This is a genomic window from Vibrio tubiashii ATCC 19109, assembly GCF_000772105.1.
GTDB lineage: Bacteria > Pseudomonadota > Gammaproteobacteria > Enterobacterales > Vibrionaceae > Vibrio > Vibrio tubiashii.
The window spans coordinates 1,305,870-1,330,201 of record NZ_CP009354.1; the positions used below are offsets into that span (position 1 = coordinate 1,305,870).

Sequence of the window (24,332 nt, forward strand, 5' to 3'; positions counted from 1 at the left end):
ATGACCTCTGATGAGATATTTAAACGTAGAAGAAAAATTGAGCTATACGAAATATGAATTGTTAAAGAAAGATTAAAACGTGATGTTGAATTAAAAAACAACAGCTTTAATTAACGAAAGGTTTTAGAAAACTGTTTTGATTAAATTGTTAATAAAATCAGTGCATTAAAAAGCCTCGCGAGCGAGGCTAAATAATCAATTGTTTGAAGGTACTAGGCGGTCGCTTCTTTTTCGAGAACCAGAGCGTTGTATCGTTCTAGTCCTGCTTCTAAATCAGCGATCAGATCATCGACGTCTTCAAGTCCAATATGGACACGAATCAAGGTTCCCTCAAAATTAGGGTTAGCAACTGTACGCAGACTATTGAAGCTTTTCGGTTCATTGGCAAGAATCAGACTTTCAAAACCGCCCCAAGAATACCCCATGCTAAAATGCTTCATTCCATCTAACAGGGCTGTTGTTGCTCGCGGGTAACTGGTTTTCAGCACAAATGAAAATAGGCCATTTCCACCGGTAAAATCACGTGTGAAAAACTCGTGACCAGGACAGGTTTCAAGGGCAGGGTGGCGAACATGATCGACTTCTGGTCTGTTTTGAAGCCACTGCGCCACTTTCAAGCTGTTCTCCGCGTGTTGACGCAAGCGCACATCTAAAGTGCGAATTCCGCGTAAGCCTAAGTAGGCATCGTCAGGAGACACGCACTGACCCATCAGGTAGCTTTGTTCACGTAACTGATCCCAATATTGCTCGCTGGCTACCGCAGTGCCAAGCATCACATCTGAGTGTCCGACAATGTATTTGGTTGCCGCTTGAATTGAAATATCAACACCATGCTCAAATGGAGAGAAATTCACCCCAGCCGCCCAAGTATTATCGAGCATAACGATGATATCGTGTTGATGTGCAATGCTTGACAGAGTAGGTACGTCTTGCACTTCCATGGTGATAGAGCCTGGAGACTCAAGGAATAGAATTTTTGTGTTTGGTTTGATGAGCTCTTTGATCCCTTCCCCAATCGTTGGTTCGTAGTAAGTGGTTTCTACGCCCATCTTCTTGAGAATTTTGTCGCAGAAGTCGCGCGTGGGTTCATAACAGGTATCGACCATAAGAATATGATCGCCCGTTTCAACAAAAGACAAAATAGCATTAGAGATAGCGGCGGTGCCACATGGGTAAAGGGCGCAACCTGCACCACCTTCAATCTCTGTCATTGCATCTTGGAACGCAAAGTGAGTCGTGGTGCCGCGGCGACCATAAAACAGAGTTTTGTTTGCTCGGTTCACCGTTGCGTGATGCTTTTCTGCAACGGTGTTAAAAACGACGGTTGAGGCTCTTTGAACGGAAGGGTTAACCACACCGTTAGTCCACTTTTTATCGCGACCAGCGGTAACGAACTTGGTCTGCTTACTTTCTGACATCGGAAGTCCTTATCGAATACTTTACCTTATTTAAACCACGGCAAAGCATGAATAGCAAGGGATTAAAGCAGAGGATTAAACAGATAAAATACACGCTCTAAAAAGCGAGAGAATAGCGTTCGCTTTTTCCATTCTTCGATATCAACGATATGCGATTCTTCCATATAACTTTGCTGGAGCCAGAACATCTCTTTGGTGAAAGCAAGATCATCAATGGCTAAAGTGAGTTCGAAATTGAGCCATAAGCTTCTCATATCCATATTTACTGTCCCAACGAGGCAAAACTCCTCATCAATGACAACCGATTTTGTATGGAGTAATCCACCGTAAAACTCGTAGATCTTGACACCTGCGCTTAGCAGCTCGCTATAAAATGCGCGTGACGCCCATTGAACCATCAACGAGTCATTTTTGTGTGGAATGATAAGTTCTACATTAATGCCACGTTGGGCTGTCATCTTAAGAGTTTCAAGTAAGTCAGAGCTCGGGACAAAGTAAGGGGTCGTGATACGAACCGAGTGGTTAGCCTGATTAATCGCAAGCGTTAAAACTTGAGAAATCAAATGTTCCGGCATACCAGGCCCTGAAGGAACCACTTGCACTGGATGTTGAGGCTCTTCAGGGTTAATACGGCATTCTGGAATAGAAGGAAAGGCACGTGAACCCGTTTCAACTTCCCAGTCCCAGCAATGTATAGCGGAAAGGACATTAACAGTAGGGCCAGTAACGCGAATCATTATATCGATCCACTGTCCAACACCAGAATCTTGCTTAAAGTAGGCGGGATCGACGAGGTTCATTGAACCTGTGTAGGCGACCTTCTCGTCTATTACGATGATCTTACGGTGTTGACGAAGGTCTAATCGTCGCAGGAAGATACGCCAAGGGCTGACTTCTAATGCTTGAACGACTTCGACACCCGCACTGCGCATCATCTTCAACCATTCACTACGAAAGAAGCGCGGACTCCCTGCAGAATCAAGCAGCAATTTAACATTTACGCCTCGTTTTGCGGCTCGAATCAGAGCGGAAGCCACAGAATCGGCCAGTCCACCTGGATGCCAAATGTAGAAAACCATACGAATACTGGTTTGCGCATTTTCTATATCTTCGATAATTGAGCGCAGAATATCGTCGGGTGAGCTTTGTAAAGAGAGCGAGTTCCCTGACAGAGCAGGTAGGCCTAGGCGGTTGTTACACAGCTCATCAATGCGATAGATATGACGACCAAAGCTCTCTGGGGAGTGAGCATGACAGTCGTTAAGGTTAGAGAACCAGTCTGCAAAAGGGGAAAGCATTTCCTTCGCGCGTTCTGCTCTTTTTCGACCAAGGTTAAGTTCGCCAAACAGGAAATAACAGGCAACGCCTAAGATAGGAATGATGTAAATGATCATCAGCCAGGCCAGTGAAACACTCACTGCACGACGCTTTAGCACCACTCGAATTGTCACACCGGCAACCAAAATCCAGTAAAAGACAATCCCAGCAAGTGTAAGAAAGTGATAAAACTTTTCCATTCAGTAACCTAGGTAATCTAATGCTATCCAATATTAGAACTCTGGACGAAGGACGACAAGCGACAAATTTTCAAAGAATGTAACGAACAGGAAGTAGAAAGAAAAAGTATGATTCTGTTATGAGAATGTAAAATCTGGTGTATAGTGGATGTTAAAGGCTAAAAAAGCAGCATTTAAACATATTTTTCACAACTGTGGTGGGAAATTAAACTAATTGGGCTTCCAATTTTAATCTTAAACTGCTTTACTTGCCATAACGTTAGCGTCACTGATAATTTTATTAAGTGTAAAAATAATTATACACCACTTTTTAAGACGCCTAACAGAAGCAAACACAACTTAGAAAACGATTTAATGGAGTAACCGTGGCTACTAGTTCAAGTGCACAGGCCCGTGATACATGGGGGTCTAAATTAGGCTTCGTTATGGCCGCAGCAGGTTCTGCTGTTGGTTTGGGCAACATATGGAAATTTCCTTATACGGCGGGTGAAAGCGGCGGCGGCGCGTTCGTTGCAATTTACCTTCTTTTCGTAATTTTTATCGGCTTTAGCGTAATGTTAACGGAATTCGCTATTGGCCGTAAGACAGGTCTATCAGCTGTAGGTGCATTTAAAACGACAGACCGTCGTTGGACATTTACAGGTGTTATGGGTGTGTTAAGTGGTCTACTGATCATGGGTTTCTACCCAGTGGTCGGTGGTTGGGCACTGGCATACATCTTTAAAGTGGGTGGTGGTCTACTAAGCGCCCCTGAAGCAATCGGTGATAGCTTCGGTGGTTTTATTTCAGACCCTGTTCAACCTCTAATGTGGATGGGTATCTACCTGATGCTTAACATCGCTATCGTTATGAAAGGTGTTTCCGGCGGTATCGAGAAAGCAGGTAAGATCCTAATGCCTCTACTATTCCTAATCCTGATCGTGGTATCAGTGAAAGGTCTAATGCTACCTGGCGCAATGGCAGGTCTTGAATTCCTGTTCATGCCAGACTTCTCTAAAGTAGACAGCAGCGTGGTACTTGCAGCTCTAGGTCAAGCGTTCTTCTCGCTAAGTCTAGGTATGGGTTGTATGTTGACTTACGGTTCTTACTTGAAGAAGAAAGAGAACCTAGTTCAAACCACGGGTATGGTTACCGCGATGGACACAGGTGTTGCAATCCTTGCGGGTGTGGCAATGTTCCCTGCAATGTTCGCATTCGGTATGGAGCCAGCAGCAGGTCCAGGTCTAGTATTCGTTGTTGTACCTCAGCTATTTGCTGAAATGGGCGGCGTAATTGGTCTTCTGTTCGCACTAATGTTCTTCATTGGTCTAACCGTAGCGGCACTGACTTCTTCTGTATCTCTACTTGAAGTAGTAGTTTCTTACCTAATCGATGAGAAAGGCATGAAACGTTCTACAGCGGTAATCAGTGCAAGTGCGGTAATGGCAACACTATGTGTGTTCGCATCACTTTCTCTAGGTGGTGTAGGACCAACGCTATTTGGCACTGGTGCGTTCGATATCTTCGACCTACTAACAGATAAGATCTTCCTAGCGGTTGGCGGTATGTTGGTGTGTATCTTTGCTGGCTGGCGCTTATCACGCTCAGAGCTTGAGAAAGAGATCACTAACGATGGTGAAGTATCTTTCCCACTATTTGGTCTATGGTACAACCTAGTTAAGTACATCATCCCAGTAGCAATCGCAATCGTAGCATTCATGGGCATTAAGTCTGGTTTCGATAGCGGTAAAGGTGAAATCATGCTGTTAGGTATTGGTATCATCGCTCTAGCCGGAGTCTTCTCTAAGAAGCTTTAAACTAGAAGTCGTACTAAAGTTAAACAAAACCTCCCAACTGGGAGGTTTTTTCGTTTCTATCAGCTACTTTTATTAAAGAGTCTTATCACTAAGCCGATAATATTCGGTATAAGAATGTAATCCAAATGTAAGTCGTTAAGGAAGGTGCTTTGTGAAGTGGTCTGTACGGAAAAAACTCTATGCTGGCTTTGGTTGTGTCCTAGCCATCATGACAGTAATGGCAGGGGCTATTTGGTCAGAAGTGACTCAATCGCATGACGTTGCGACAGAAATTCGTCATGACGATGTACCAGAAGTAGTAGGTTATCTAATCCTAATTGATGAAGCGGGTGATGTTTATCGTGATGCGACAGGAGCTATCACAGGCGTAGCGAGCGCGTTAGGCGATTACCAAAGGAATAAACAAGAGTTTTGGGATGCTATTGCAGCAGTGAAAAAACTGGAAACTCCTGGCGGGGCTGATCATCAACGTATTGAACAGATAGAACGCCTGATGAAGGGCTTCACCCAAGGCTTTGAAAGAGACATAGTGCCACTTCTTGGTGATAAAAGTGCGCTAGAACAAGAGATTACCGAGCTACGCAGTCTTTATGAAGAATATCTAACACCTATCGAAGCACTGCTTGATGAGGCTTCATCGGCTGAAATTACCGAGACCGATGCTTCTCTTCTTTATCTAACCGATTCGTTCGATACGATTGAAAACACCATTGTTGTGTTGTTTGTTATCGCGTTAGTCCTCACCTGCATTATTGCCTATTGGCTATCCAACTCGATAACAACCCGTTTATCCAACCTTGATTTTGTGGCGCAGAAAGTGGCAGAAGGGGACTTAACTGCGGATGATATTGTGGATGAGTCGGGAGATGAACTGGCGAATCTAGCCAGCTCGATCAATAAGATGCAATCATCATTAACCACTTTGATCGGCTCTATCTCGTCTGTTTCCAACCAAGTTCAGCATGTGACAGCCGACTTATCGAATGTTAGTCAAGATATTGTTGCTGGTGCATCGTCGCAGGCAGATAAGGCTAACCTGATTGCGACCGCAGCGGAAGAACTCAGTTTAACCATCTCTGAAGTGGCGCAACAAGGCTCTGCGACATTTGAAGAAGCACAGAAGTCTGAGCAAAGTGCGGAATCCGGTCGTAACGTTATTACTGAAATGGTGGATTCCATTCAACAGGTGAGTTTGCAGATGACGGAGATGTCGACGCAAATGAACGAGCTTGGTGCACATGGTGAGCAGATTGGGTCGGTTATTCGCGTTATTGAAGGTATTGCAGAGCAGACAAACTTGCTTGCATTGAATGCCGCAATTGAAGCCGCAAGGGCAGGTGAATTTGGTCGCGGCTTTGCTGTCGTTGCCGATGAGGTTCGAGCTTTAGCCGAGCGAACAACGACGGCAACTCAGGAAGTGGCCGGAATAATCCAGCAAATTCAAACTGGTACGCAAGAAGCGGTGACCTATACACAAGAAAACTGCAAACTGGTAGAAATTGGTGTGGAGCGTAGCTCTGGTGCAGTTACTGCGCTAGAAGAAATTGTCGCTGGCGCAGCCAATGTCCAATCTATGGTCAACTCCATTGCGACAGCAGCGGAAGAGCAAACCGCGGTTACTAAAGAGATTGCCGCCGATATTACCGCCATTAGTGATATATCTGAGCGATCACTGCAGTTAGCCAATAGCAGTTCAGATAATGTTAACGGCTTGAACTCTAAAGTCGCGGAGCTAGAGAGTTTAGTCAGTAAATTCAAACTGAGCTAAACCAAGCGAGGCTGGCTTTCACAAGGAGAATGGGTATACTCATGCCTCCGAAGTGGAGCCAGTCGAATGTTTGATATTTTATATACCCATCCTGACTTTATCGTCATCAATAAACACCCTAATGTTTCCGTACACAAAGATGATGGCGATACCATGCTACTGCAAGAGGTGGCTAAGCAAACCAAAGATAAGCAGCTTTTTCTTATTCACCGTTTAGACAAAATGACGTCAGGCATCTTATTGCTTGGGAGAAGCTCATCTGCTGCCAGAGAATTATCGAATCAATTTGCTCAGCGTAGCGTTGAGAAATTCTATCTCGCCATTGGCAGTAAGAAACCAAAGAAGAAGCAGGGCTTAGTGATTGGTGACATGGAGCGTTCTCGGCGTGCTTCTTGGAAACTGACTAACACGCAAAATAACCCCGCTGTAACCCAGTTTTTTTCTACGTCCTCTTTGCCGGGAGAGAGACTGTTTCTATGTAAGCCACATACAGGTAAGACGCATCAAATCCGCGTTGCATTAAAGTCCGTAGGTTCGGGTATCGTTGGTGATCCGATATACAACAGTGGTAGTGAGTCTGACCGTGGTTATTTACACGCGTTTGCACTTCGCTTCGAACTGAATCACCAAGCTTACGAGTTTGTATGTGACCCACGCAACAACAACGTGCTTGGCAAGAAGTGGAATGAAGAAATTACCAGTCAAGGCATTGAGGCTTGGCTAAAACCTTGGGAGCTATCATGGCCGAAGATCAACAAGTAATGCCTGTACCTATGCAGTCAGAGCAACTTCCTATCTTTTTTGAACAATTGAAACTTCAACTCGAAATCGCACCGAATGAGGTTCGCCGCCTGTTTCATGGTCGTGGGCGTAAATTCGCCGGCTTAGAGCAACTAACCTGTGACTGGATTCAAGGTCAGCTGATTGTCAGCCTATTTAAGCAGGTTAGCGACGATTTTATTGACGAGTTAAAGCAAGGGCTGAAGACCTTATCTGAAAGTGAGTTATGGCAACAGAAGCAAGGGAAAGTCATTGTTGTTCAGTATCGTTATGCTGAAGGCGCGCCGTCAGAAATATTACTAGGCGAATTGGACAATCGACCTATTGTCGAAGAGTCGGGCTTAAAATATCAGCTTGATATTGGCCGTAACCAGAACTTTGGTTTATTTCTGGATATGCGTCTTGGCCGTGACTGGGTAAAAGCGCACGCCAAACATAAAAATGTCCTTAACCTTTTCGCTTATACCTGTGGCTTTTCTGTTGCTGCAATTGAAGGCGGGGCAGACCAAGTAGTGAATGTGGATATGTCTCGCTCTTCATTATCTAAAGGGCGTGAGAACCATAAATTAAATGGTCACAACGTTAATCAAGTTAAATTCTTAGGCTACGATATTTTCCGCTCATGGGGAAAAATCAGAAAAATGGGTCGCTATGATCTTATCGTGATTGATCCCCCTTCATTTCAAAAAGGCAGTTTTGCTTTAACTAAAGATTACAAACGTATCCTTAGAAAATTGCCTGAGTTATTAGCGGAAGGCGGTGAAGTGATTGCATGTGTTAACTCTCCTCAAGTCACAAGCCAGTTTTTAATCGACAGCATGCAGGAAGAGGCGCCGCAATTAAACTTTGTCGAACGTTTGGATAACCCAACGGAATTTGAAGACATCGACCCTGAGGCTTCGTTGAAAGTACTCAGGTTTAAGTAAGACCAAACGAACTAGAGTTGTTAAAGCGCCTACATAGGCGCTTTTTTTGCATCTCAACAACAAGAACCTCTTGCACGTTTAAGTTAATACAACTAACTATTGTGAGAAAATTCGCACAATAAACTGACAAATCTTGATTAGAGTAGAGAACTAACTGGATGTAACAGTTTTCATTTTGTCTCAAAAGTAAGACTCTGGCCTCTCGGTGACATTTAATAGATCTATATAAGATCTATTGTTATATAAATTAATAATTAAAAATATAACTATAAGAAATGCCTTACATATAATTGGTAAATTTTTGATCTATTTTTGATTGAATTTATAAATTTATCCATTTTTACTCTGTTTATATTATTTATTCGATTTAATTAAGATTTATTTTTTGATTGATTGCCTATTTTTAAATTACTAATATGCGCTCCCTAAATTATCCGAATTCATTTTTATCGGATTCAAATTAATTAAATATTGAATTTAAAACCACAATTCAGAAAGGAAAGAGCATGTTAACTAAACTATACGTACACGCTAAATTAGCCCTAGAAAACTACAAAAATGACGAGCGCGGTGTAACTGCAATTGAATACGGCCTAATTGCGGCTGGTGTTGCCGTAGTCGTTGGTGCAGCTTTCTTAGGAGAAGATAGTATTTCAACGCGCCTTAGCAACATTTTTGATTCTGTTAAGGATGCTTTAGTCGCAGGTACTCCTAAAGCTTAAGTCATTAAATTGTCTTATAAATTAGAGTGGCTAATCCTATTAGCTACTCTTTCTCTTTTTGCTATCTACATTGATATTAAAGAGAGAAAAATCAGTAATAGGGTTTGCTTCCTTATAGCAATTGTCAGCTTTGGCTACGCCTATTTATATTCTGAAGTTCAAATTATTTCGCCAGTTATTATTTTGTTAGTTGGGCTATTACTTAGCCAGTTCAACATCTTAGGTGGTGCGGACTCAAAGCTTTTTGGTGCTTACTCGATCGCGATAGAGCCGCAAGTGTTGCCCATAGCTCTTATCACTATCTGTTTGGTTGGAGGCTTGGTCAGCTTGGCTTATTTGATAAAAAAAATGCTTAGTCGCAACACATTCAGTGGTATTCCCTATGGAATCGCTATTTCTGCTGGCGGGTTAGTCGGCATCGTTGCTTCTATGTAGGGAGTTCAATTGAAAAAGAAAGTAATTCTTGTTGTAGCAAGCTTTGCAGTTCTTTTTGGTCTGTTCGGACTGGCGGGAACGTTAAGCAGTTCTCCAAAATCTAATGTGCAACCTGAAACCAAAAAAGAAGTCTATGTATCAGTTTGGCGCTTGAATAAAGATGTCTACCTTGGCGATAAGGTAGAGCGAAATGACATAGAGCTAGTTCGTTTACCTGAGCGTGAAGCCAATGCTTTAGGTGTGGCGAAAGATATGTCATTTGATTTTGCAACTGGGGCTATTTATGCCCAAAACCTTAATGCGGGTGATTTGGCCTTTAAAGAGCGGATCGTTGCACCAGACCAAGAAGGTTATGTCGATCTCGTGATTGGTGATAATCGCGTTCCTTACGCAATAAAAGTGCAGCCGCAATCCATTGTTGGTGGCGTGATTACCCACGGCACAATGATTGATGTATTAGCGCTTTCTTTACCCACTGAATTCTCGCTCGAAACGGCAGAGACCCAAACCACACGTAAGCGAAATATGTTTGTTACCCCAGTACTCACTGGTGTCAAAGTATTGCAAGTAAACAAAAGCGTAATCGATGCGACTCGCACTACCCCTGCAACGAGTGAAATTAACTTAATCCTTGAGCTGACTCGTAAGCAAGTTGCGACCATTACTGTGGCAAAAAGAATCTCTGAACTTGAAGTTCATAAATCTATCGGTGAATACCAAAAGTCAGATCTCCATGCTGATGCGGGTGATGTGCTATCTAACTTCAAATCTGTGGTCGAATATCGCTCGAGCGATGTAACCATTAACTGAGGCTTCAATGAAAAAGTTACTTATCTCTCTTTGTGCCTTATTTTTTTTAGTGCCTTCTATTTCAAGCGCGCAAAGAAGTACCTATCTCTCTGAAGGTGAGATGGAAATAATCTCAGTTGGCGAAGATATAGACTCAGTCTTTATTTCCAACCCAAAAGTGGCTGACTATCAAGTGATTGATAAACGCAAAGTTGCTTTATTCGGCAAAGCCTTAGGTGAGACTGGATTCGCTGTATTTGGCACTAGCGGAAAGACACTCACTAAACGCAAGGTAACAGTGAATACCTCGCTTACGGAATTAGAAAGCCAAGTTCAACTGTTGTATCCCAATGCCAACGTAAAGCTGACACATATTGGTGACAATGTGGTCTTAACTGGCACCGTTGCAAACGACAAAACCAAAGATGCCATCAATCTGATGGTCGGTGAGCTGTTAGAGAAAGAGAAAGAAGAATTCACGATAGAATGGAATTATGGTGATGAAGACAATGAAATGGAGTTTATGAAGCGCTTTCATTTCACTGGCGTTGTCAATCAGATCGAAGTCGTTACCCAAAAACAAGTTAACGTAAAACTGTCGATTGCGGAAGTGTCTCACTCATTCCTTGAAGAGTTTGGTGTTCAGTACGGTAGCCAAGGCCAGAGTGCGGGTGTTTTTGTTAATCCGCTAACCTCATTTAGTGCTTCGGATATTATTTCGGTTATTACCGCAATGGGTAATGACACAGTCGGGCAAATTCTCGCCCAGCCGAATCTCTCAGTTATGTCTGGTGAAACAGCGAATTTCCTAGTTGGTGGTGAACTACCAGTAGTCACAGTAGTAGATGGAACGACTAACGTTGAGTACAAAGAGTTCGGTATCCGTCTTGACCTTATGGCCAAGGTGCTTGAAGACGACAAGATTAAATTGTCGTTAATGCCAGAAGTGAGCTCGCTAGATACCCAGTACAGTAATGCTTCTTACAATTTGCCAGCATTAAAGACTCGCCGTGCCAGAACCACTGTTCAGCTTGCTGATGGTAAAAGTTTCGTTTTGGGTGGATTACTGAGTACCGAAGATAAAGAGTCATTAAGCCAAATTCCGTTCATTGGTGAAATTCCGGTGTTAGGTGCACTGTTCCGTTCTTCAGGCACTGAAAGAACACGTACCGAACTCGTGATTGTAGCGACGGTCAACCTTGTTCAGCCCGTTGAACCAAGTGCAGTTCAACTACCAACAATGCAGAGAACCACGAGTCTTGAGCGATTTTTTAATGTTGAACCAACCTCATCGAATATAGAACAAAATAAATGGGCAAATGAAATCTACGCCACCGGAGGCTTCAAGCTATGAGGAAGATTACTCGTAAATCTCTTTGGCAAGCGGCGAGTTTGTGCACGCTCTTTGTTTTGGGTGGCTGTGCAGAAACAGTCTCAACCCGAGAAGGTCAAGCTATTCACACCGTGCCAATGGTTTATACCTGGTCTGCTTCATTTGAGCAGGTGGGTCTGGAAAGCGCTAAGCAAGATGTACGCACGCTGATCAATAAGAACTGGGATCTAGTGGCGAACAAAGGGTTAGATCTCCAATGGTCGACAAATCGAGGTAAGCAGTTGGCAACTTCGCTTCGTCAGGAGCTAATCGAGCGTGGTGTTGATGCAAAGCAGATTTCGTTCAGCCAAGAGAGCTTAGGTAACAATAAGGATGTCGCTGTTCGGTTTCATTACACCAAGGTGGTCACAGAGCTGTGCACGCCAAGTAAAATCGGCCAGTTCGGCGCGTACTCTGAAGGTTGCTTTGCTGAAAATGCGCGTTGGCAAGCGATGGTTAATCCAGAAAAAATGCTGTCATCACAGCCTGTTGCTAAGTAGGGGACAGATTTATGTTTGATTTAGTCGATAAGCTACAAAGCAAGCCTCTAGAGGATACGGTTAAAAAAGAGACCATTACCTCGGTTTTGTTTCATCAAACCCAAGAGTGTGTCGATCTGGTTGATGAAGCCTTTCGTTTCGAGAACATCAATGTTCCTACTATGGTGCCAAATGGCGATGAAAAGATTAAACAGCATGTGCGTGAATCTCTGGTAGAGATCGTCATTGTTGAGTTGAACCTTAGTGAAAATGTCACTAAGGATATGGAACGCATCAGTCACTTGCTGCCTAACAGTGCTTCGGTGATTGTTATTGGTAGCGAAGACGCAATTTCTACCATTCGTAACCTAAAAGAGATGGGCTTTTACTATGTGTTTTGGCCAATCACTAAACAAGAGCTGATAGATTTTGTTCGTAACGTAAACAATAACCGCCAACGAAACTCTGGTTTAGGTAAGGATCGCACAGCAAAAAAAGTCGGTATTTGGGGTACAAAAGGTGGTGTCGGCGCAACTATGTTGACGGCTGAAATTGCTTTTGAACTATCGAACCTAAAAAAATCGAGTAGTTTGGTGGTCGATCATGATTTTCGTGGCGGCAATTTGGATATCTTCTTGGGTCTTAAGCGATTTGAGAAGAAACCCGTTTCGAGAGCCTCGCTCGCATCAAGCGTCGATACAACCTATGCCAAGAGCATGGTGAAAAAGGTCGACAACATGTTGGCGGTCATGTCGCTTGAATCGGATGACCTTAATGAGCTAGAGCTGAAGGAGTACGTTCGTACGCTAACGGCAGAGCTTGCCGGCAACTACAACTTCATTATCGAAGATTTGTCCCGAGCGAGTAACTCTAAGCAAGATCTCGATTATATCTCAACGTCCTGCGATGTGATTGTGTTGCTAATGGAGCCAACGGTCTCTAGTGTTCGCGAAGCTAAGCGTACGATGCGTAGCTTGGAAATGGCGGATTCTAACGCTCGTTGCTTGTTTGTTCTGAACTACACCATTGCAGAAAAAGCCGCAACGATTAGCCCTGATGACATTAAAGAGTTTTTAGGCCGTGAGCCTGATGTGGTTCTGCCGAATGAGCCAAGAATGAGTAAGTTAGTTTTAGAACAAAAACACATTTACCAGCATGACTATCAAGTCAGCCAAAACCTGCATAAGCTCACCGCTATGCTGCTCGGTCAATCCGATGAAGGCGACAAAAACAGTTGGCTGGGTCGAATGCTGAAGCGAGGCAAATAATGGACATCAATAAGTCAGCTTATGTTCAGATCCGCAAGCAGATTTTCGAAGCGCTAGATGCGGAAGTTGTTCAAAGTCTGTCTAAAGAGGCGCTAACGGTTCAGCTATCTAACGCCGTCGATATGCTGATCGACAAACTTGGGTTCTCAGTAGCAAGTATTATCCGTCGTGAGTATGTCAAAGGACTTGTCGACGAGTTGCATGGACTCGGTCCTTTGCAATCTTTAATGGAAGATGAGTCGATCAGTGACATCATGATCAATGGCTGTGACAACGTGTTTGTCGAGCGCTACGGCCTGGTAGAGAAAGCCAATGTCTCCTTTATTGACGAAGACCAGTTACAGCAAATTGCTAAGCGTATCGCTAGCCGAGTCGGTAGACGTGTTGATGAATCTTCGCCAACCTGTGATGCCCGATTGCCTGATGGAAGTCGCGTTAATATCGTTATTCCACCTATTGCGATTGATGGTACGTCTATCTCAATCCGAAAATTTAAAAAGCAATCCATAGAGCTTTCTGAACTGGTTGAATTTGGTGCGATGAGCCCTGAGATGGGACGCATCTTAATGATTGCTGCTCGCTGCCGACTCAATATTTTGATATCTGGTGGTACGGGTTCAGGTAAGACAACCATGCTTAATGCCTTGTCTCAATACGTCTCAGAGAAAGAACGCATTGTGACTATCGAAGACGCGGCGGAGTTGAAACTGTTGCAGCCACATGTTGTGCGTTTGGAAACTCGTACCGCAGGTATCGAAGGTTCAGGTGCTATTAATCAGCGCGATTTAGTGATCAACTCACTCCGTATGCGTCCTGATCGAATTATTGTTGGTGAATGTCGTGGCGCAGAAGCGTTTGAAATGCTTCAGGCTATGAATACCGGCCACGATGGTTCTATGTCTACTCTGCACGCCAATACCCCCCGAGATGCACTGGCAAGGGTAGAGTCAATGGTGATGATGGCGACGAGCAGTTTGCCACTAGAAGCGATTCGCCGGACGATTGTTAGTGCTGTCGATCTCGTGGTGCAAATCAGTCGCTTGCACGATGGTAGCCGCAAAGTGATGAGTATTACTGAAGTTGTTGGTATCGAAGGCTCAAACGTTGTATTGGAAGAAATGTTCCGTTTTCAACCCGCTTCAATGGGCAATGAAGATGGCAAAATTCGTGGGCGCTTTGTCACTGCAGGCCTTATGCAGCGCTCGGTTCTGGTTGAGAAAGCCAAATACTTTGGTCTAGAACAGCAGCTAACCGAAGCCTTTAATGTTGGTGAACCTGCATGATCTATTGGTTGGCCTTGATTCTTGGTGGATTGACCTTGCTGGTGGCGTTTTGGCCAAGAAAAAGCGAGCAAAAAAACTACTATTTGGAAGAAGCAAACACATCATTAATGGTTAGTTCCATTGATGAAGCTCAACAAGCGGTTGACCTTAAAGCGCTATCTGACAAAACCTTCATCGATGTATTGAAAGCAAGAAGCAAAAACGTAAAGCGTCAGTTAGGCAAAATGGCTGAGGTGAAATTGACGATCTTTAGCCTCGTCTTAGTGATTGGTGGAATAGTGCTCAACAATAAGTATTTGCAGACAAACTTGTTGGTGGTCGTTTCAAGCGTGTTAGTGCTTGGCTGGGTATTTGGCTATTTATGGTTGCAAAAGCGTCAGCGTCAGGCTTTCGAAAGTGCCTTCCCTGATGCGTTAAATATGCTTTCTAGTGCGGTAAGTTCGGGTGAGAGTATTATGCATGCCATCATCTATGTCGGACGTACTCTACAGGGTGAAGTTGGTAATGAATTTAAGCGTATGGGGGAGAGGCTTCAGCTCGGAGAAACACCAGACAATGTATTTCGTAAATCTTGTGACCGCTTTCCTTATCCTTCTTTCTATTTTTTCGTTATAACCTTGCGCGCAAACATGCAGCGTGGCGGTCAGTTGAAAGATGTTATTGCGCGCTTAAATCGACTGATGTTCGATGCGAGAGCAATAGAGAAGAAAAAATACGCTCTGACTGCGGAAGCGCGGATGTCAGCGAAGATCGTCGCGGTGATCCCTTTTTCTGTGCTGTTCTTGCTCCAGTTTGTTAGTCCTGACAATTTTGAGTTCTTGCTATTTGATCCGGCAGGAAAACCCATCCTTTACTACTTGATTGGCAGTGAATTTATCGGTCTGTTGATTGTTTGGATGTTGATGAGAGGGGCGCAAAAATAATGTCAGCGCATTTGATCATTTTTATCACCCTTGTGCTTATCACCCTAGGTATCGCGATTGTTGGTTACCAGATCTGGAGTACGGCCAAGCGTCGTAAGATGCTAAAAACCTACGCGTTACTGGACGATAAAAGCCAAGAAAAGAAGCACGATACTGATAGCCATCTAGAACAGGCATTAGAAAAACTGACTTCTTCATTCTCTTCTCAGGAAGATGACATTAAGGAGAAGTTAGAGGAGGCTGGCCTACACAATCAGAATTTAGCTAAGTACTACATGCACTTTAAGTATGGGGTATCAATACTCGGTGTTTTTCTTATCTACCTTGTAGCAAATATGTACTCATTGCCTTCTTCAAAAATGATAGCGGGTATGGCCGTTTGGTTTATTGCGTGTATCATTATTCCTGACTCGTTACTCGCGGCAAAAAAGAAGGCGCGCCAGCAACGTATTTCCGGACAGTTACCTTATTTGCTTGATCTGATGGCCATTTGTGTTCAAACCGGCATGACGCTAGAAGCAACGATTAAGTATCTCTCTTTAGAGCTAAGGGCGTTTGATAAAGAACTTGCTCTGCTACTGACTAAAGTGGATGACCGGGCAAAAATTGTCAGTCTAGAGAGGGCACTAGACGAACTGTATGAAAAACTGCCGACTCCTGAGATCCGTAGTTTTGTCATGACCTTAAAACAGAGCCTGCAATATGGCTCATCCATTTATCAAGTGCTGACCACGCTTGCGTCAGACATTCGTGACGTCAACATGCTCGCGGCTGAAGAGCGCATTGGCAAACTGGCTGCAAAAATGTCTATGCCATTGATTGTATTCATCATGATGCCGATTGTGGTGATCATCTTGGCACCTGCTGTAATGAGGTTTATGGACCATGTATAAATTAATACTGTTATCAGCTTTGCTACTGAGTGGTTGCGCAACCACACAGACTTCAGACCCTAGTTCAGTGATTAATGCGAATAAAGAGCAGATGTATGTTGAAGCAAACAACCAGGAAAAGCTCATTGAGTTTTACAAGCAAGAGTTGCGCGAGCAGGAAAGTGCTGACATTCGTATCAAACTAGCGCGCACCTATTTAGCGATAGAGGACCCAGAGTCCGCAATTTTTGCTATCAGTCAACTTGATGAAAAATCGAAAGGTTTTGATGCTTATCTGATATTAGCCAAAGCTCACTTTCAGCTAGGAGAGATCGAACCGTCAGTTGAGAATGTATCCGCAGCGCTGTCGTTAAACCCTAAGAGTGGTGAAGCGTATAATCTTGCTGGCGTGTTAGCTGCGGTGGAAGGGAAATTTGAGCTAGCGGAGCAGAACTTCATCGAGGCAAGAAAACTGTTCTACAGCGATGACGCAGTGAAAAACAACCTAGCAACCTTGTATCTGATTCAGGGACATTACAAACGTAGTTACGACTTATTACTTTCTGTTTATCAGGCTAATCCAAAAGATGCCAAAACCGAAGCTAACCTCGTTATTGCTTTGGTGAAGTTAGGCGATCTCGACCAAGCTCAGCAAATGCTTGAAGACAAATATGATCCTAAACAGACACAGCAAATCATAAATTCAATCCGCGTTGGTGATTTCAGCAATGCGAACTTTGAGTCTTAAACCATGTTAATTCTACGCAAACAACGCGGTGTAGCGTCTATAGAGTTTGGCCTTGGTTTTATGGCGTTTTTCTTGATGATTATGCTCTGGGCCGAAATGGGTTATTTGGCTTACGTTTCCTCCGCTAATGACCTTGCAATTGCTGAAGCTTCACGCAGTGCTAAAACCACCAATATGGCTGCTAGTCGAGGCTCACAGCAAACCCAGTTTATGGCTGAGTTCAAACGAATCATTCGTCAGCAAGCGGGTGTTCTTGGCAATATTATTGACCCTAACAAATACAAACTAACCGTACACTACTTTGCTTCTATTGATGAGTTAGGTCGTCACAATGGAGCGATTGATGACACCTGTTCACAGAACGAAAGTCAAAGTGAAGCGGAGTGCGGAAATCCAACAGACAGTGCGCTTGCGATATATAGAGTCGAATATGACTACACGCCAATGCTCGCCTTCTTTATGCAAGGGAGCAGCAGCCTGACAAGAGAAGTCGTTGTAATTCAGGAGTTCGAGCGTGACCAATTTAAAATCTAACCAACGTGGTGTGTTCTCTATAGAGTTTGCTTTGCTTGGGGTCGTATTCTCAACCATGTTGATTTTTACTGCTGACATTGTGGGTAAACTCTCGGTGCAAGGAAAGCTAGATAGATTGTCTTATTCCCTAGTTAATGTGATCAAAGAGCGTACCCAGTTCTATGGTAAAGACAATTACGATATCGATAACAAGATGGTGACCGATATTTATAAGATAGCCACTGGTTCAATGCAGAGAACCATGGGCAGTTATCAGGCCAGTAATGTGGGTGGCGAGTTTGAACTGCTTACTTTTGATCTTAACGGCAAGCCATCTTCGACGCGAATCTCCAAAGGCACCGGATGCGCTTTGGGACAAACAATCTCGCAGCAGGAAGACCTTTCTATGGTGACTTCATGGGGACGCCGAGCAACCCTCTATCGCGTGACCTTGTGTTACGAAACCGATAACTGGGCAGGGCCTTTATTTGATGAAGAGTTCACCACCATACAATCATCCTCTCTGATGATGGGGCGTTAATCATGCACAGTTCTAAAAGAAAGCAAGGTGGGCATGCCGCTCTGTTATTTGCTCTGACTATTCCCGGAATGTGGGGATTTTTCACGCTCGCCATTGACGGTTCGCGCGCACTGCAAACCAAAGCTAGGTTAGGGGATGCCTCTGAAGTTGCCGCCTTGGCCTTAGCGGCGAGAAATAGCTCAAATCTTAGCGAGAACAAAAAATTAGCTGAAGATTACATTAGTACATATGTGACTGACTCGGATATCTCGATTACTAAGGTTGAAAGAAGTGAGTGTCACGTATCCGAGAATCTCGATTGTGATGGTGCCAACCGATATTCACAGTATTCGCTAGAAGTGTCGATCAACCAAGATGCTTGGCTACCAACACAAGAATTTGTCGGTTTTGGTGACAACTATGATGTCGCGCATGCAGCGACGGCCCGCAAGTATCAAGGCGACAGTATCGATGTGTCGTTTGTTATGGATTACTCCGGTTCAATGAATGAAAGGTGGCAAGGTAAACCGAAATACAAACATGTTCGTGACATCATCAATTCTGTACTGAAAGAGTTAGAAAGTTATCAGGGCATACAAGAGATCAAAAACAAGGTTTCCTTAGTCCCTTATTCAGAGTTTACAGCGCGACCAAAAGACAATTTTTCTTGTGGCTGGGGGAAACCTAAGCCTATGAAGTTTGTTGATGAGCTCTACTACAAAAAAAAGAACGGTAAATACAAACTTGATGCGCAGAAAACGGTTGATAGATGGCAGCAAAGCCGAGCGAATGACAAAAATATGGTATGCGCCCATAACTTATATGATAGCTCTACTACTCGATATAAGAACGTTTCATTTACCGATAACTTCGACCTACTGAGATCTGAGATGAACAAATTTAGCCCAGGAGGAGCTACGGCTTCTTACCAAGGGATCATCAAATCGGCCCAGTACTTTGAACAGTTATCCGATCCTAACCCACGCCAGCTTATGGTTATTTTATCTGATGGTGATGATACTAACGGTGGCAATGGCCCTATGAGTCGTCATGAACCTGTGCCAACCAAAGCCCTTATTAACCAGGGTCTGTGCAATGATATTCGCGCAGAGCTAAATAGCCGTAAAACATCGGACAATCGACCTGTGACATTCCAAATCGCTTTGATCGGATTTGACTATAAAGTAGGGAGAAACCCATTAACTCAATGTGTTGGCGAAGACAATGTCTATGATGCCGCTAACCCTGATGAACTCTTAGACATCATCCTTAACCTAATTTCAGAAGAAATCGGACACTTAAAATGATCTTTAAATTCAACAAGCTCTTTATTGTTTCGGCTCTCGTTTCTAGCTCAACAGTCATCGCCAATGACGCTAGTAACATTGCATTTGAACAGGTATGCGGAACTCAATCAGGAGCGACGTATATTCAGGTTGAGTCTGGTACGGCGGTTTCTGTCATTCCGAATGCAGGAAATATGTATCAGGTGCAAACTGAAGCAAAAGAGCTAGACACTCGTCACTTTGTCGATCGTCTCGCCAGCCAGTTTGCTCTTGAGCGAGAGTGTGCCGAGTACTTAGTCAATAATGGTCAATTTATTTCTGGTCAGTATGGTGATCTGTTAGCGAGTGTTTATTTTGACTTTGACCGTGCGAATCTAACGCCAGTGTCGAAGCAAATACTTGACCGCATCATTGAAATAGCGGACTCACCAAGTAATGAGTTTGTATTGACTGGGCACACCGACAGCACAGGGCCACAGGAGTATAACTTTCAGTTGGGCTTAAAGCGCGCAGGCAGTGTGCAGGCTTATTTATCAGAGCTGGGGCTAGATAACACTCAGATTGATTCAAAAGGTGAAACAGAGCCCAAGGCGAGTAATACCACTTCACAAGGGCGCGAACAAAATCGCCGTGTTGAAGTTACGTTATAGGTAATAAATGAGGCGCTAAGGCGCCTCATTTAATGTTTGAAAGCCAGAATAAATACGGGTGAAAGTCGTAAACCAGCATGCAGCACCAAAGAGGAAAGCGATAACAGCGAAATGTTGAGGCAATAGGCAAAACAGTATAAAGCAGCCTATTGTCTCGGTTCCTTCGGTGAGCCCACTCATGTAATAGAGTGACTTATTCTTATACACAGGGTTGTCGATGCCGCGTTTTCCGGCCATCACCGCAAAAGCTAAAAAACTTGTCCCCGTACCGATAAAAGAAAAAATCAAAAACGCTCCGGCAACGGCGTTTTGCTCTGGGTTGGCAAGCACAAAGCCAAATGGGATCAGCGAGTAAAATAGAAAATCTAAGCTAATATCGAGAAAGCCGCCCGCATCCGAAATCCCTTGAATACGTGCCAATGCTCCATCAAGTCCATCACATATCCGATTGAGCAGCACAAAGACCAGAGCTAGTGTGTATTGCTCTGCAATCAAAGCAGGAAAGGCTAAACAACCTAAGGCAAAGCCAAACAGTGTTGTCTGATTTGCGGTAACCCCAAGCTTATCCAGTACCTTGGCTGACTGAGCTAAAGGCCAACGAATAACTTTGATACTAAAACGATCAAGCATGTTTTGCCTCCCACGGCCAAGTGATGCAGCGACTATCAGCTGGAACATCTTCGTCATCGTGAGTGACCATCAAGGCAGGAATATTAGCCGCTTTTAATTGGTCAACGACCCAAGCGCGAAATTGCTCGCGCAATTCTTTATCTAATTTGCTGTAGGGCTCGTCTAACAAAGCAACTTTAGGTTGTGCCAACAGCATACGAGTTAAAGCAATACGAGCACGTTGACCGCCCGAGATCTGATCGGGAAACGACTCAGCAAGTTTAGATAATGAAATGTTCTTCAGTGCTTGTAGTGCTTGTTCTTTTCTCCGAGTCCCTTTAATCGAATCAGGTAGCGCAAACGCTAAGTTTTCCCACACGGTTAAATGGGGAAAGAGTAAGTCATCTTGGAACAGGATACCAACCTGACGCTTGTGGGCAGGCATGCTATCAAGGCGTTGCTCGCTCAAAGTGATAGAGCCTGAATAATCAAACTCCGAGGATAAATGGCCTGCAATCGCATCAAGCAAGGTGGATTTACCACAGCCACTTGGGCCCATTAATGTAACAATCTCTCCCGGCTCGACGGTTAGGTTGAATTCAGAGAAAAGGGCATCGCCATTGGTTTTATGGATGGCGAGGTTTTCGAGACAAAGACTCATTTGGTAGTAAACCTTTAATAGTCAAACGGCGATACTTAACATGAAGTCGGCTAAGTAGAATCGCAAAAGAGAAAAACAGTAGCGGCAAGATAGCTTGCCAAATAGCATAAATAGCAGTAACGCGGCGGTCGAAGCCACTGGATAGAGCGACAGCTTCAGTCGTTATTGTGCTGATACGCCCCGCTCCCAACACCAGAGTAGGGAGGTACTGCGCGAGACTCACACTAATGCCAACAGCCCAAGCAAACGCGATGGCAGGCAGTAGTAATGGCAGTTTAACTTTCAACCAAGCCTGCAACGGAGATTTGCCTAAGCTCAAGGCAACGCGCGTAAGCCCGTCGTCAAAGCTGCGCCATGGTCCATCGAGAGAGAGATAAACGAATGGGAAAGCGAAAAATACATGAGCCCAACAGACCCAAAACAAATACGCCTCACTGTTTAAATACAAAGTGACGATCTGCATACCAAACAGAACTGACAATTGCGGGATGAGCATAGGGATCGCAATGACATACCCCGGTACCTGCCAACGATAACGTAGACGATACTCATGAGCGATCAGTGCTAATACTAAACTCACTGTCGCACAGACAAGCGCGATGATTAGACTCTGCTCTAGCGTGCCTAAAATACCTTGCCATTCATACTGCCAAAATCGCAGACTAAACTTGGACGGTAGGAGGTCTGGAAAACGCCAGCGCTGTGCGAAACTCCAAATAATCAATAGCGGAATTATCGCTAAGGTTAATCCTCCTACTGCAAAGAAAAGGCTTTTTCCCGGTAATTTGCCCCCTTTTCTGCCTGAATATTGCCAAGCCTTAAAGCCTTTGGTTATTGTCCATTCGACCAAGCGAGCAAAACCAATCAATAGCGTTGCGATTGCGAATAAAACCACAGCACCCGCTGCTGCACGAGGGAGCAGTGATAAGTCTGGATCATTGAACCATTGCCAGACCAAGACGGCAAATGTTGGAGGGTTGGTTGGTCCTACAATAAGGGCAACATCAACCACAGACAAACTGTAAGCGATCACAGCGAGCATCGGGAAGCGTAGCTTAGCAAACCACTGCGGGAAGAGACATTTCCACCAAGTTTGGGCGGAACTATAGCCCATGGCATGACTGACCTTTTCAGTCTGCTCCACATTTAACTGCTGGAGAATTGGGATACTCATTAGAAGTAAGAAAGGGACTTCTTTGATCGCCAACATAACAATTAAGCCAAGTGCATAAGGGTCTTTGACCAATAGCGCCAAGTCATCAACCGTTTGCCCGTTAGGGTCATAACCAAACAAATCATGTAAGAGACGCGCGCCCATTCCCGTTGGTGCAAACAAGAAAGCGAAACCAATAGCGAAGGCAACGTGAGGCATAGCGAGTAGCGGAGATAAGCTCAATTCAATCTTGCGCCAAAACGGACTCTTCCATGCAGATTGCAAAATGGCAAAGGTGATCAAACAGGCAAGGTAGCTACTCACAATCGCACTATAAACCGTTAACCCGATTGACTGCCAAACACCAGCCCACCCAAACACAGCAGAGAAGCCGTCAATGGAAAACTGATTTAAGCCAATCGGGGGGATATACCCAAGCGCAGAGACCAACACACCAAGCAAACCTGGTAGGGTAGGCACTATACAAACGACGATAATGACTAAATAAAGCGCTCTTAACATGTGCAAACTCTAGGTTAACAGACCCTAATTCCCGTAACGTTTTAGCCACTCTTTTTCTAAAGCGGCTTGCCAACTAGGATGAGGTTCAGCAATAGACTTAAATTGCTGGGTGTTCTTCGCAGAACCCGTCAAGAATTGGCTACTTAGTACAGAAGGATCGCCCCATACATTCAGATCACCTTTACGAGACTGCGCTTCTGGGCTGAGTAGGAAATTGACCGCGACTTGAGCGCCCGCACTCGCATTGGCATTCCAAGGAATAGCTAAGAAATGGATATTAGAAAGTGCACCCGCTTCCATTGAGTATGCCTTTGTTGTGTCTGCTAGGTTGCCACTCGCTTGTGCGGAAAATACCGCATTTGGATTGAATGTAATAGCGAGATCGATTTGACCATCATCAAGCAGCTGAACGGTTTCTGCTGTGCCTGCTGGGAACTGTTTACCACCACGCCAAGCGACTTTATGGAATTCATCAAGGTACGACCAAAGCGGCTCGGTCACAATAGCGAAGTTCTGCTCAGAAACAGGTTGCTGCAGAGAAGCATCATTGTTTGTCAGTTCGATCAGAAGCGCTTTCACAAAGCTTGTACCGTGAAATTCAGGTGGGCGAGGATAAGTAATACGGTTTGGGTAAGCTTTGGCATAGCTTTGCAACTCTGCAAATGATTGCGGTGGATTATTTAACGCTTTTTCATCATGGATAAAGACCAACTGACCAACCCCCCACGGCGCTTCTAAGCCCTCTGTTGGTTCGGAGAAGTCGACGTCGACTGGAAGCGATTTATCGACATATTGCCAACTAGGTAAACCCTCTACAAACGGACCAAATAGCAGCTGGTTGTCTTTCATCGATTTGAAGTTTTCACCATTAATCCAAACCATGTCGACACTACCACCGCTGTTTTTCCCCGCGGCCTTTTCGGCAATCAAACGTGATGTTGTCTCAGCAATATCGGTGACTTTGACATGTTTTAACGTGACATCGTATTGGGATTGAAGCTTATTGCCTGCCCATTGAATATAGCGGTTTATTTCTTGGCTACCGCCCCAAGCATGGAAGTAGACGGTTTGTCCTTTCGCTTTTTCGACAACCTCTTGCCAAGTATCTGCTGCAAAAGCAGAAAGTGAAAAAACAAGTGAAGAAAGAAGAGTGATCAGCCTTGTCATAATGTTCCCTGTAAGTTGAATAATTGTATCGGCCAATGGTAAAGACCGGAGTAATGCAATTATTCATTCATTATGACTGAAAAAAGGCTTTTTTATTAACTATTTGACGCAATTGTTGACGAGATGTTTGAAAATTGTCTGATAGAAACTAAAAA

General features: G+C 44.2%; 24 protein-coding genes. 18 read left to right on the forward strand and 6 right to left on the reverse strand.

The window, feature by feature from the left end; translation table 11 throughout:
* Window positions 1–212: 212 nt before the first annotated feature.
* Together IX91_RS05935 and cls are read right to left on the reverse strand one after the other, a co-directional pair.
* On the reverse strand, window positions 213–1,418 hold the full coding sequence (locus IX91_RS05935; protein ID WP_004748026.1) for a cystathionine beta-lyase: 1,206 nt from the start codon (window positions 1,416–1,418) through the stop codon (window positions 213–215).
* Window positions 1,419–1,480: 62 nt separating this feature from the next.
* Window positions 1,481–2,935 (reverse strand): cardiolipin synthase, encoded by a 1,455-nt coding sequence (cls, locus tag IX91_RS05940; protein WP_004748024.1) that lies wholly within the window; start codon window positions 2,933–2,935, stop codon window positions 1,481–1,483.
* A gap of 425 nt (window positions 2,936–3,360) precedes the next feature.
* On the opposite strand from cls, the gene IX91_RS05945 reads away from it, so the two are divergent.
* The 18 genes from IX91_RS05945 (at window position 3,361) to IX91_RS06030 (ending at window position 20,065) form a co-directional block, all read left to right on the forward strand.
* A complete protein-coding gene (locus IX91_RS05945) occupies window positions 3,361–4,731 on the forward strand; it encodes a sodium-dependent transporter (protein WP_216607412.1) in 1,371 nt (456 codons plus the stop codon).
* Between the two features lie 151 nt (window positions 4,732–4,882).
* Entirely contained in the window at window positions 4,883–6,499 is a 1,617-nt protein-coding gene (locus tag IX91_RS05950) for a methyl-accepting chemotaxis protein (RefSeq protein ID WP_004748022.1), read from the forward strand.
* A gap of 66 nt (window positions 6,500–6,565) precedes the next feature.
* Entirely contained in the window at window positions 6,566–7,261 is a 696-nt protein-coding gene (locus IX91_RS05955; protein WP_004748021.1) for a TIGR01621 family pseudouridine synthase, read from the forward strand.
* A gap of 11 nt (window positions 7,262–7,272) precedes the next feature.
* Window positions 7,273–8,205 (forward strand): class I SAM-dependent methyltransferase, encoded by a 933-nt coding sequence (locus tag IX91_RS05960; protein ID WP_004748019.1) that lies wholly within the window; start codon window positions 7,273–7,275, stop codon window positions 8,203–8,205.
* A gap of 506 nt (window positions 8,206–8,711) precedes the next feature.
* Window positions 8,712–8,927: a Flp family type IVb pilin gene (locus IX91_RS05965; protein ID WP_004748017.1), complete on the forward strand. Its 216-nt coding sequence runs from the start codon at window positions 8,712–8,714 to the stop codon at window positions 8,925–8,927.
* A gap of 9 nt (window positions 8,928–8,936) precedes the next feature.
* Window positions 8,937–9,362, forward strand: a complete 426-nt coding sequence (locus tag IX91_RS05970) for an A24 family peptidase (RefSeq protein ID WP_004748015.1) — start codon at window positions 8,937–8,939, stop codon at window positions 9,360–9,362.
* A gap of 9 nt (window positions 9,363–9,371) precedes the next feature.
* A complete protein-coding gene (gene cpaB / locus IX91_RS05975) occupies window positions 9,372–10,172 on the forward strand; it encodes a Flp pilus assembly protein CpaB (protein ID WP_004749100.1) in 801 nt (266 codons plus the stop codon).
* A gap of 7 nt (window positions 10,173–10,179) precedes the next feature.
* A complete protein-coding gene (locus IX91_RS05980) occupies window positions 10,180–11,505 on the forward strand; it encodes a type II and III secretion system protein family protein (protein ID WP_004746741.1) in 1,326 nt (441 codons plus the stop codon).
* Complete coding sequence (locus IX91_RS05985; protein ID WP_004746740.1) at window positions 11,502–12,023, forward strand: hypothetical protein; 522 nt, start codon at window positions 11,502–11,504, stop codon at window positions 12,021–12,023. Before IX91_RS05980 ends, IX91_RS05985 begins: the two co-directional genes overlap by 4 nt.
* Window positions 12,024–12,034: 11 nt before the next feature.
* On the forward strand, window positions 12,035–13,270 hold the full coding sequence (locus IX91_RS05990) for an AAA family ATPase (RefSeq protein WP_004746738.1): 1,236 nt from the start codon (window positions 12,035–12,037) through the stop codon (window positions 13,268–13,270).
* Window positions 13,270–14,553 carry a CpaF family protein gene (locus IX91_RS05995; RefSeq protein ID WP_004746736.1) on the forward strand — a complete coding sequence of 428 codons (1,284 nt, stop codon included), beginning with the start codon at window positions 13,270–13,272 and terminating at the stop codon, window positions 14,551–14,553. Before IX91_RS05990 ends, IX91_RS05995 begins: the two co-directional genes overlap by 1 nt.
* Complete coding sequence (locus tag IX91_RS06000) at window positions 14,550–15,476, forward strand: type II secretion system F family protein (protein WP_004746735.1); 927 nt, start codon at window positions 14,550–14,552, stop codon at window positions 15,474–15,476. Before IX91_RS05995 ends, IX91_RS06000 begins: the two co-directional genes overlap by 4 nt.
* Window positions 15,476–16,369 (forward strand): type II secretion system F family protein, encoded by an 894-nt coding sequence (locus IX91_RS06005; RefSeq protein ID WP_004746733.1) that lies wholly within the window; start codon window positions 15,476–15,478, stop codon window positions 16,367–16,369. The genes IX91_RS06000 and IX91_RS06005 overlap by 1 nt, the downstream gene beginning before the upstream one ends.
* On the forward strand, window positions 16,362–17,096 hold the full coding sequence (locus IX91_RS06010) for a tetratricopeptide repeat protein (protein WP_004746730.1): 735 nt from the start codon (window positions 16,362–16,364) through the stop codon (window positions 17,094–17,096). The genes IX91_RS06005 and IX91_RS06010 overlap by 8 nt, the downstream gene beginning before the upstream one ends.
* A 3-nt stretch (window positions 17,097–17,099) precedes the next feature.
* Window positions 17,100–17,630, forward strand: coding sequence for a TadE/TadG family type IV pilus assembly protein (locus tag IX91_RS06015; RefSeq protein ID WP_004746728.1), 531 nt, complete (start codon window positions 17,100–17,102; stop codon window positions 17,628–17,630).
* Window positions 17,611–18,150: a tight adherence pilus pseudopilin TadF gene (gene tadF, locus IX91_RS06020; protein WP_004746727.1), complete on the forward strand. Its 540-nt coding sequence runs from the start codon at window positions 17,611–17,613 to the stop codon at window positions 18,148–18,150. Before IX91_RS06015 ends, tadF begins: the two co-directional genes overlap by 20 nt.
* A gap of 2 nt (window positions 18,151–18,152) precedes the next feature.
* A complete protein-coding gene (locus IX91_RS06025; protein ID WP_004746725.1) occupies window positions 18,153–19,436 on the forward strand; it encodes a pilus assembly protein TadG-related protein in 1,284 nt (427 codons plus the stop codon).
* Window positions 19,433–20,065, forward strand: coding sequence for an OmpA family protein (locus tag IX91_RS06030; protein WP_004746723.1), 633 nt, complete (start codon window positions 19,433–19,435; stop codon window positions 20,063–20,065). The genes IX91_RS06025 and IX91_RS06030 overlap by 4 nt, the downstream gene beginning before the upstream one ends.
* 15 nt (window positions 20,066–20,080) lie before the next feature.
* On the opposite strand, the gene IX91_RS06035 is transcribed toward IX91_RS06030, so the two are convergent.
* From IX91_RS06035 to IX91_RS06050, 4 genes are read right to left on the reverse strand one after another with little or no spacing between them, the layout of a single operon-like run.
* On the reverse strand, window positions 20,081–20,695 hold the full coding sequence (locus tag IX91_RS06035; protein WP_004746721.1) for a CDP-alcohol phosphatidyltransferase family protein: 615 nt from the start codon (window positions 20,693–20,695) through the stop codon (window positions 20,081–20,083).
* Window positions 20,688–21,335 (reverse strand): ATP-binding cassette domain-containing protein, encoded by a 648-nt coding sequence (locus tag IX91_RS06040; protein ID WP_004746719.1) that lies wholly within the window; start codon window positions 21,333–21,335, stop codon window positions 20,688–20,690. The genes IX91_RS06035 and IX91_RS06040 overlap by 8 nt, the downstream gene beginning before the upstream one ends.
* Window positions 21,301–23,010: an ABC transporter permease gene (locus tag IX91_RS06045; protein WP_004746717.1), complete on the reverse strand. Its 1,710-nt coding sequence runs from the start codon at window positions 23,008–23,010 to the stop codon at window positions 21,301–21,303. The genes IX91_RS06040 and IX91_RS06045 overlap by 35 nt, the downstream gene beginning before the upstream one ends.
* Before the next feature lie 24 nt (window positions 23,011–23,034).
* On the reverse strand, window positions 23,035–24,177 hold the full coding sequence (locus IX91_RS06050) for an ABC transporter substrate-binding protein (protein ID WP_004746715.1): 1,143 nt from the start codon (window positions 24,175–24,177) through the stop codon (window positions 23,035–23,037).
* Between the last annotated feature and the right edge of the window lie 155 nt (window positions 24,178–24,332).

Coding starts and splice junctions, on each gene's coding strand:
- IX91_RS05955 (WP_004748021.1), top strand. CDS start 6,566: ATGTTTGATATTTTATATACCCATCCTGACTTTATCGTCATCAATAAA.
- IX91_RS06035 (WP_004746721.1), bottom strand. CDS start 20,695: ATGCTTGATCGTTTTAGTATCAAAGTTATTCGTTGGCCTTTAGCTCAG.
- IX91_RS05980 (WP_004746741.1), top strand. CDS start 10,180: ATGAAAAAGTTACTTATCTCTCTTTGTGCCTTATTTTTTTTAGTGCCT.
- IX91_RS06050 (WP_004746715.1), bottom strand. CDS start 24,177: ATGACAAGGCTGATCACTCTTCTTTCTTCACTTGTTTTTTCACTTTCT.
- IX91_RS06005 (WP_004746733.1), top strand. CDS start 15,476: ATGTCAGCGCATTTGATCATTTTTATCACCCTTGTGCTTATCACCCTA.
- IX91_RS06025 (WP_004746725.1), top strand. CDS start 18,153: ATGCACAGTTCTAAAAGAAAGCAAGGTGGGCATGCCGCTCTGTTATTT.
- IX91_RS05985 (WP_004746740.1), top strand. CDS start 11,502: ATGAGGAAGATTACTCGTAAATCTCTTTGGCAAGCGGCGAGTTTGTGC.
- IX91_RS06030 (WP_004746723.1), top strand. CDS start 19,433: ATGATCTTTAAATTCAACAAGCTCTTTATTGTTTCGGCTCTCGTTTCT.
- IX91_RS06040 (WP_004746719.1), bottom strand. CDS start 21,335: ATGAGTCTTTGTCTCGAAAACCTCGCCATCCATAAAACCAATGGCGAT.
- IX91_RS05960 (WP_004748019.1), top strand. CDS start 7,273: ATGCAGTCAGAGCAACTTCCTATCTTTTTTGAACAATTGAAACTTCAA.
- IX91_RS06000 (WP_004746735.1), top strand. CDS start 14,550: ATGATCTATTGGTTGGCCTTGATTCTTGGTGGATTGACCTTGCTGGTG.
- IX91_RS06010 (WP_004746730.1), top strand. CDS start 16,362: ATGTATAAATTAATACTGTTATCAGCTTTGCTACTGAGTGGTTGCGCA.
- IX91_RS06015 (WP_004746728.1), top strand. CDS start 17,100: ATGTTAATTCTACGCAAACAACGCGGTGTAGCGTCTATAGAGTTTGGC.
- IX91_RS05965 (WP_004748017.1), top strand. CDS start 8,712: ATGTTAACTAAACTATACGTACACGCTAAATTAGCCCTAGAAAACTAC.
- cls (WP_004748024.1), bottom strand. CDS start 2,935: ATGGAAAAGTTTTATCACTTTCTTACACTTGCTGGGATTGTCTTTTAC.
- IX91_RS05990 (WP_004746738.1), top strand. CDS start 12,035: ATGTTTGATTTAGTCGATAAGCTACAAAGCAAGCCTCTAGAGGATACG.
- IX91_RS05995 (WP_004746736.1), top strand. CDS start 13,270: ATGGACATCAATAAGTCAGCTTATGTTCAGATCCGCAAGCAGATTTTC.
- IX91_RS05935 (WP_004748026.1), bottom strand. CDS start 1,418: ATGTCAGAAAGTAAGCAGACCAAGTTCGTTACCGCTGGTCGCGATAAA.
- IX91_RS05945 (WP_216607412.1), top strand. CDS start 3,361: ATGGCCGCAGCAGGTTCTGCTGTTGGTTTGGGCAACATATGGAAATTT.
- IX91_RS06045 (WP_004746717.1), bottom strand. CDS start 23,010: ATGTTAAGAGCGCTTTATTTAGTCATTATCGTCGTTTGTATAGTGCCT.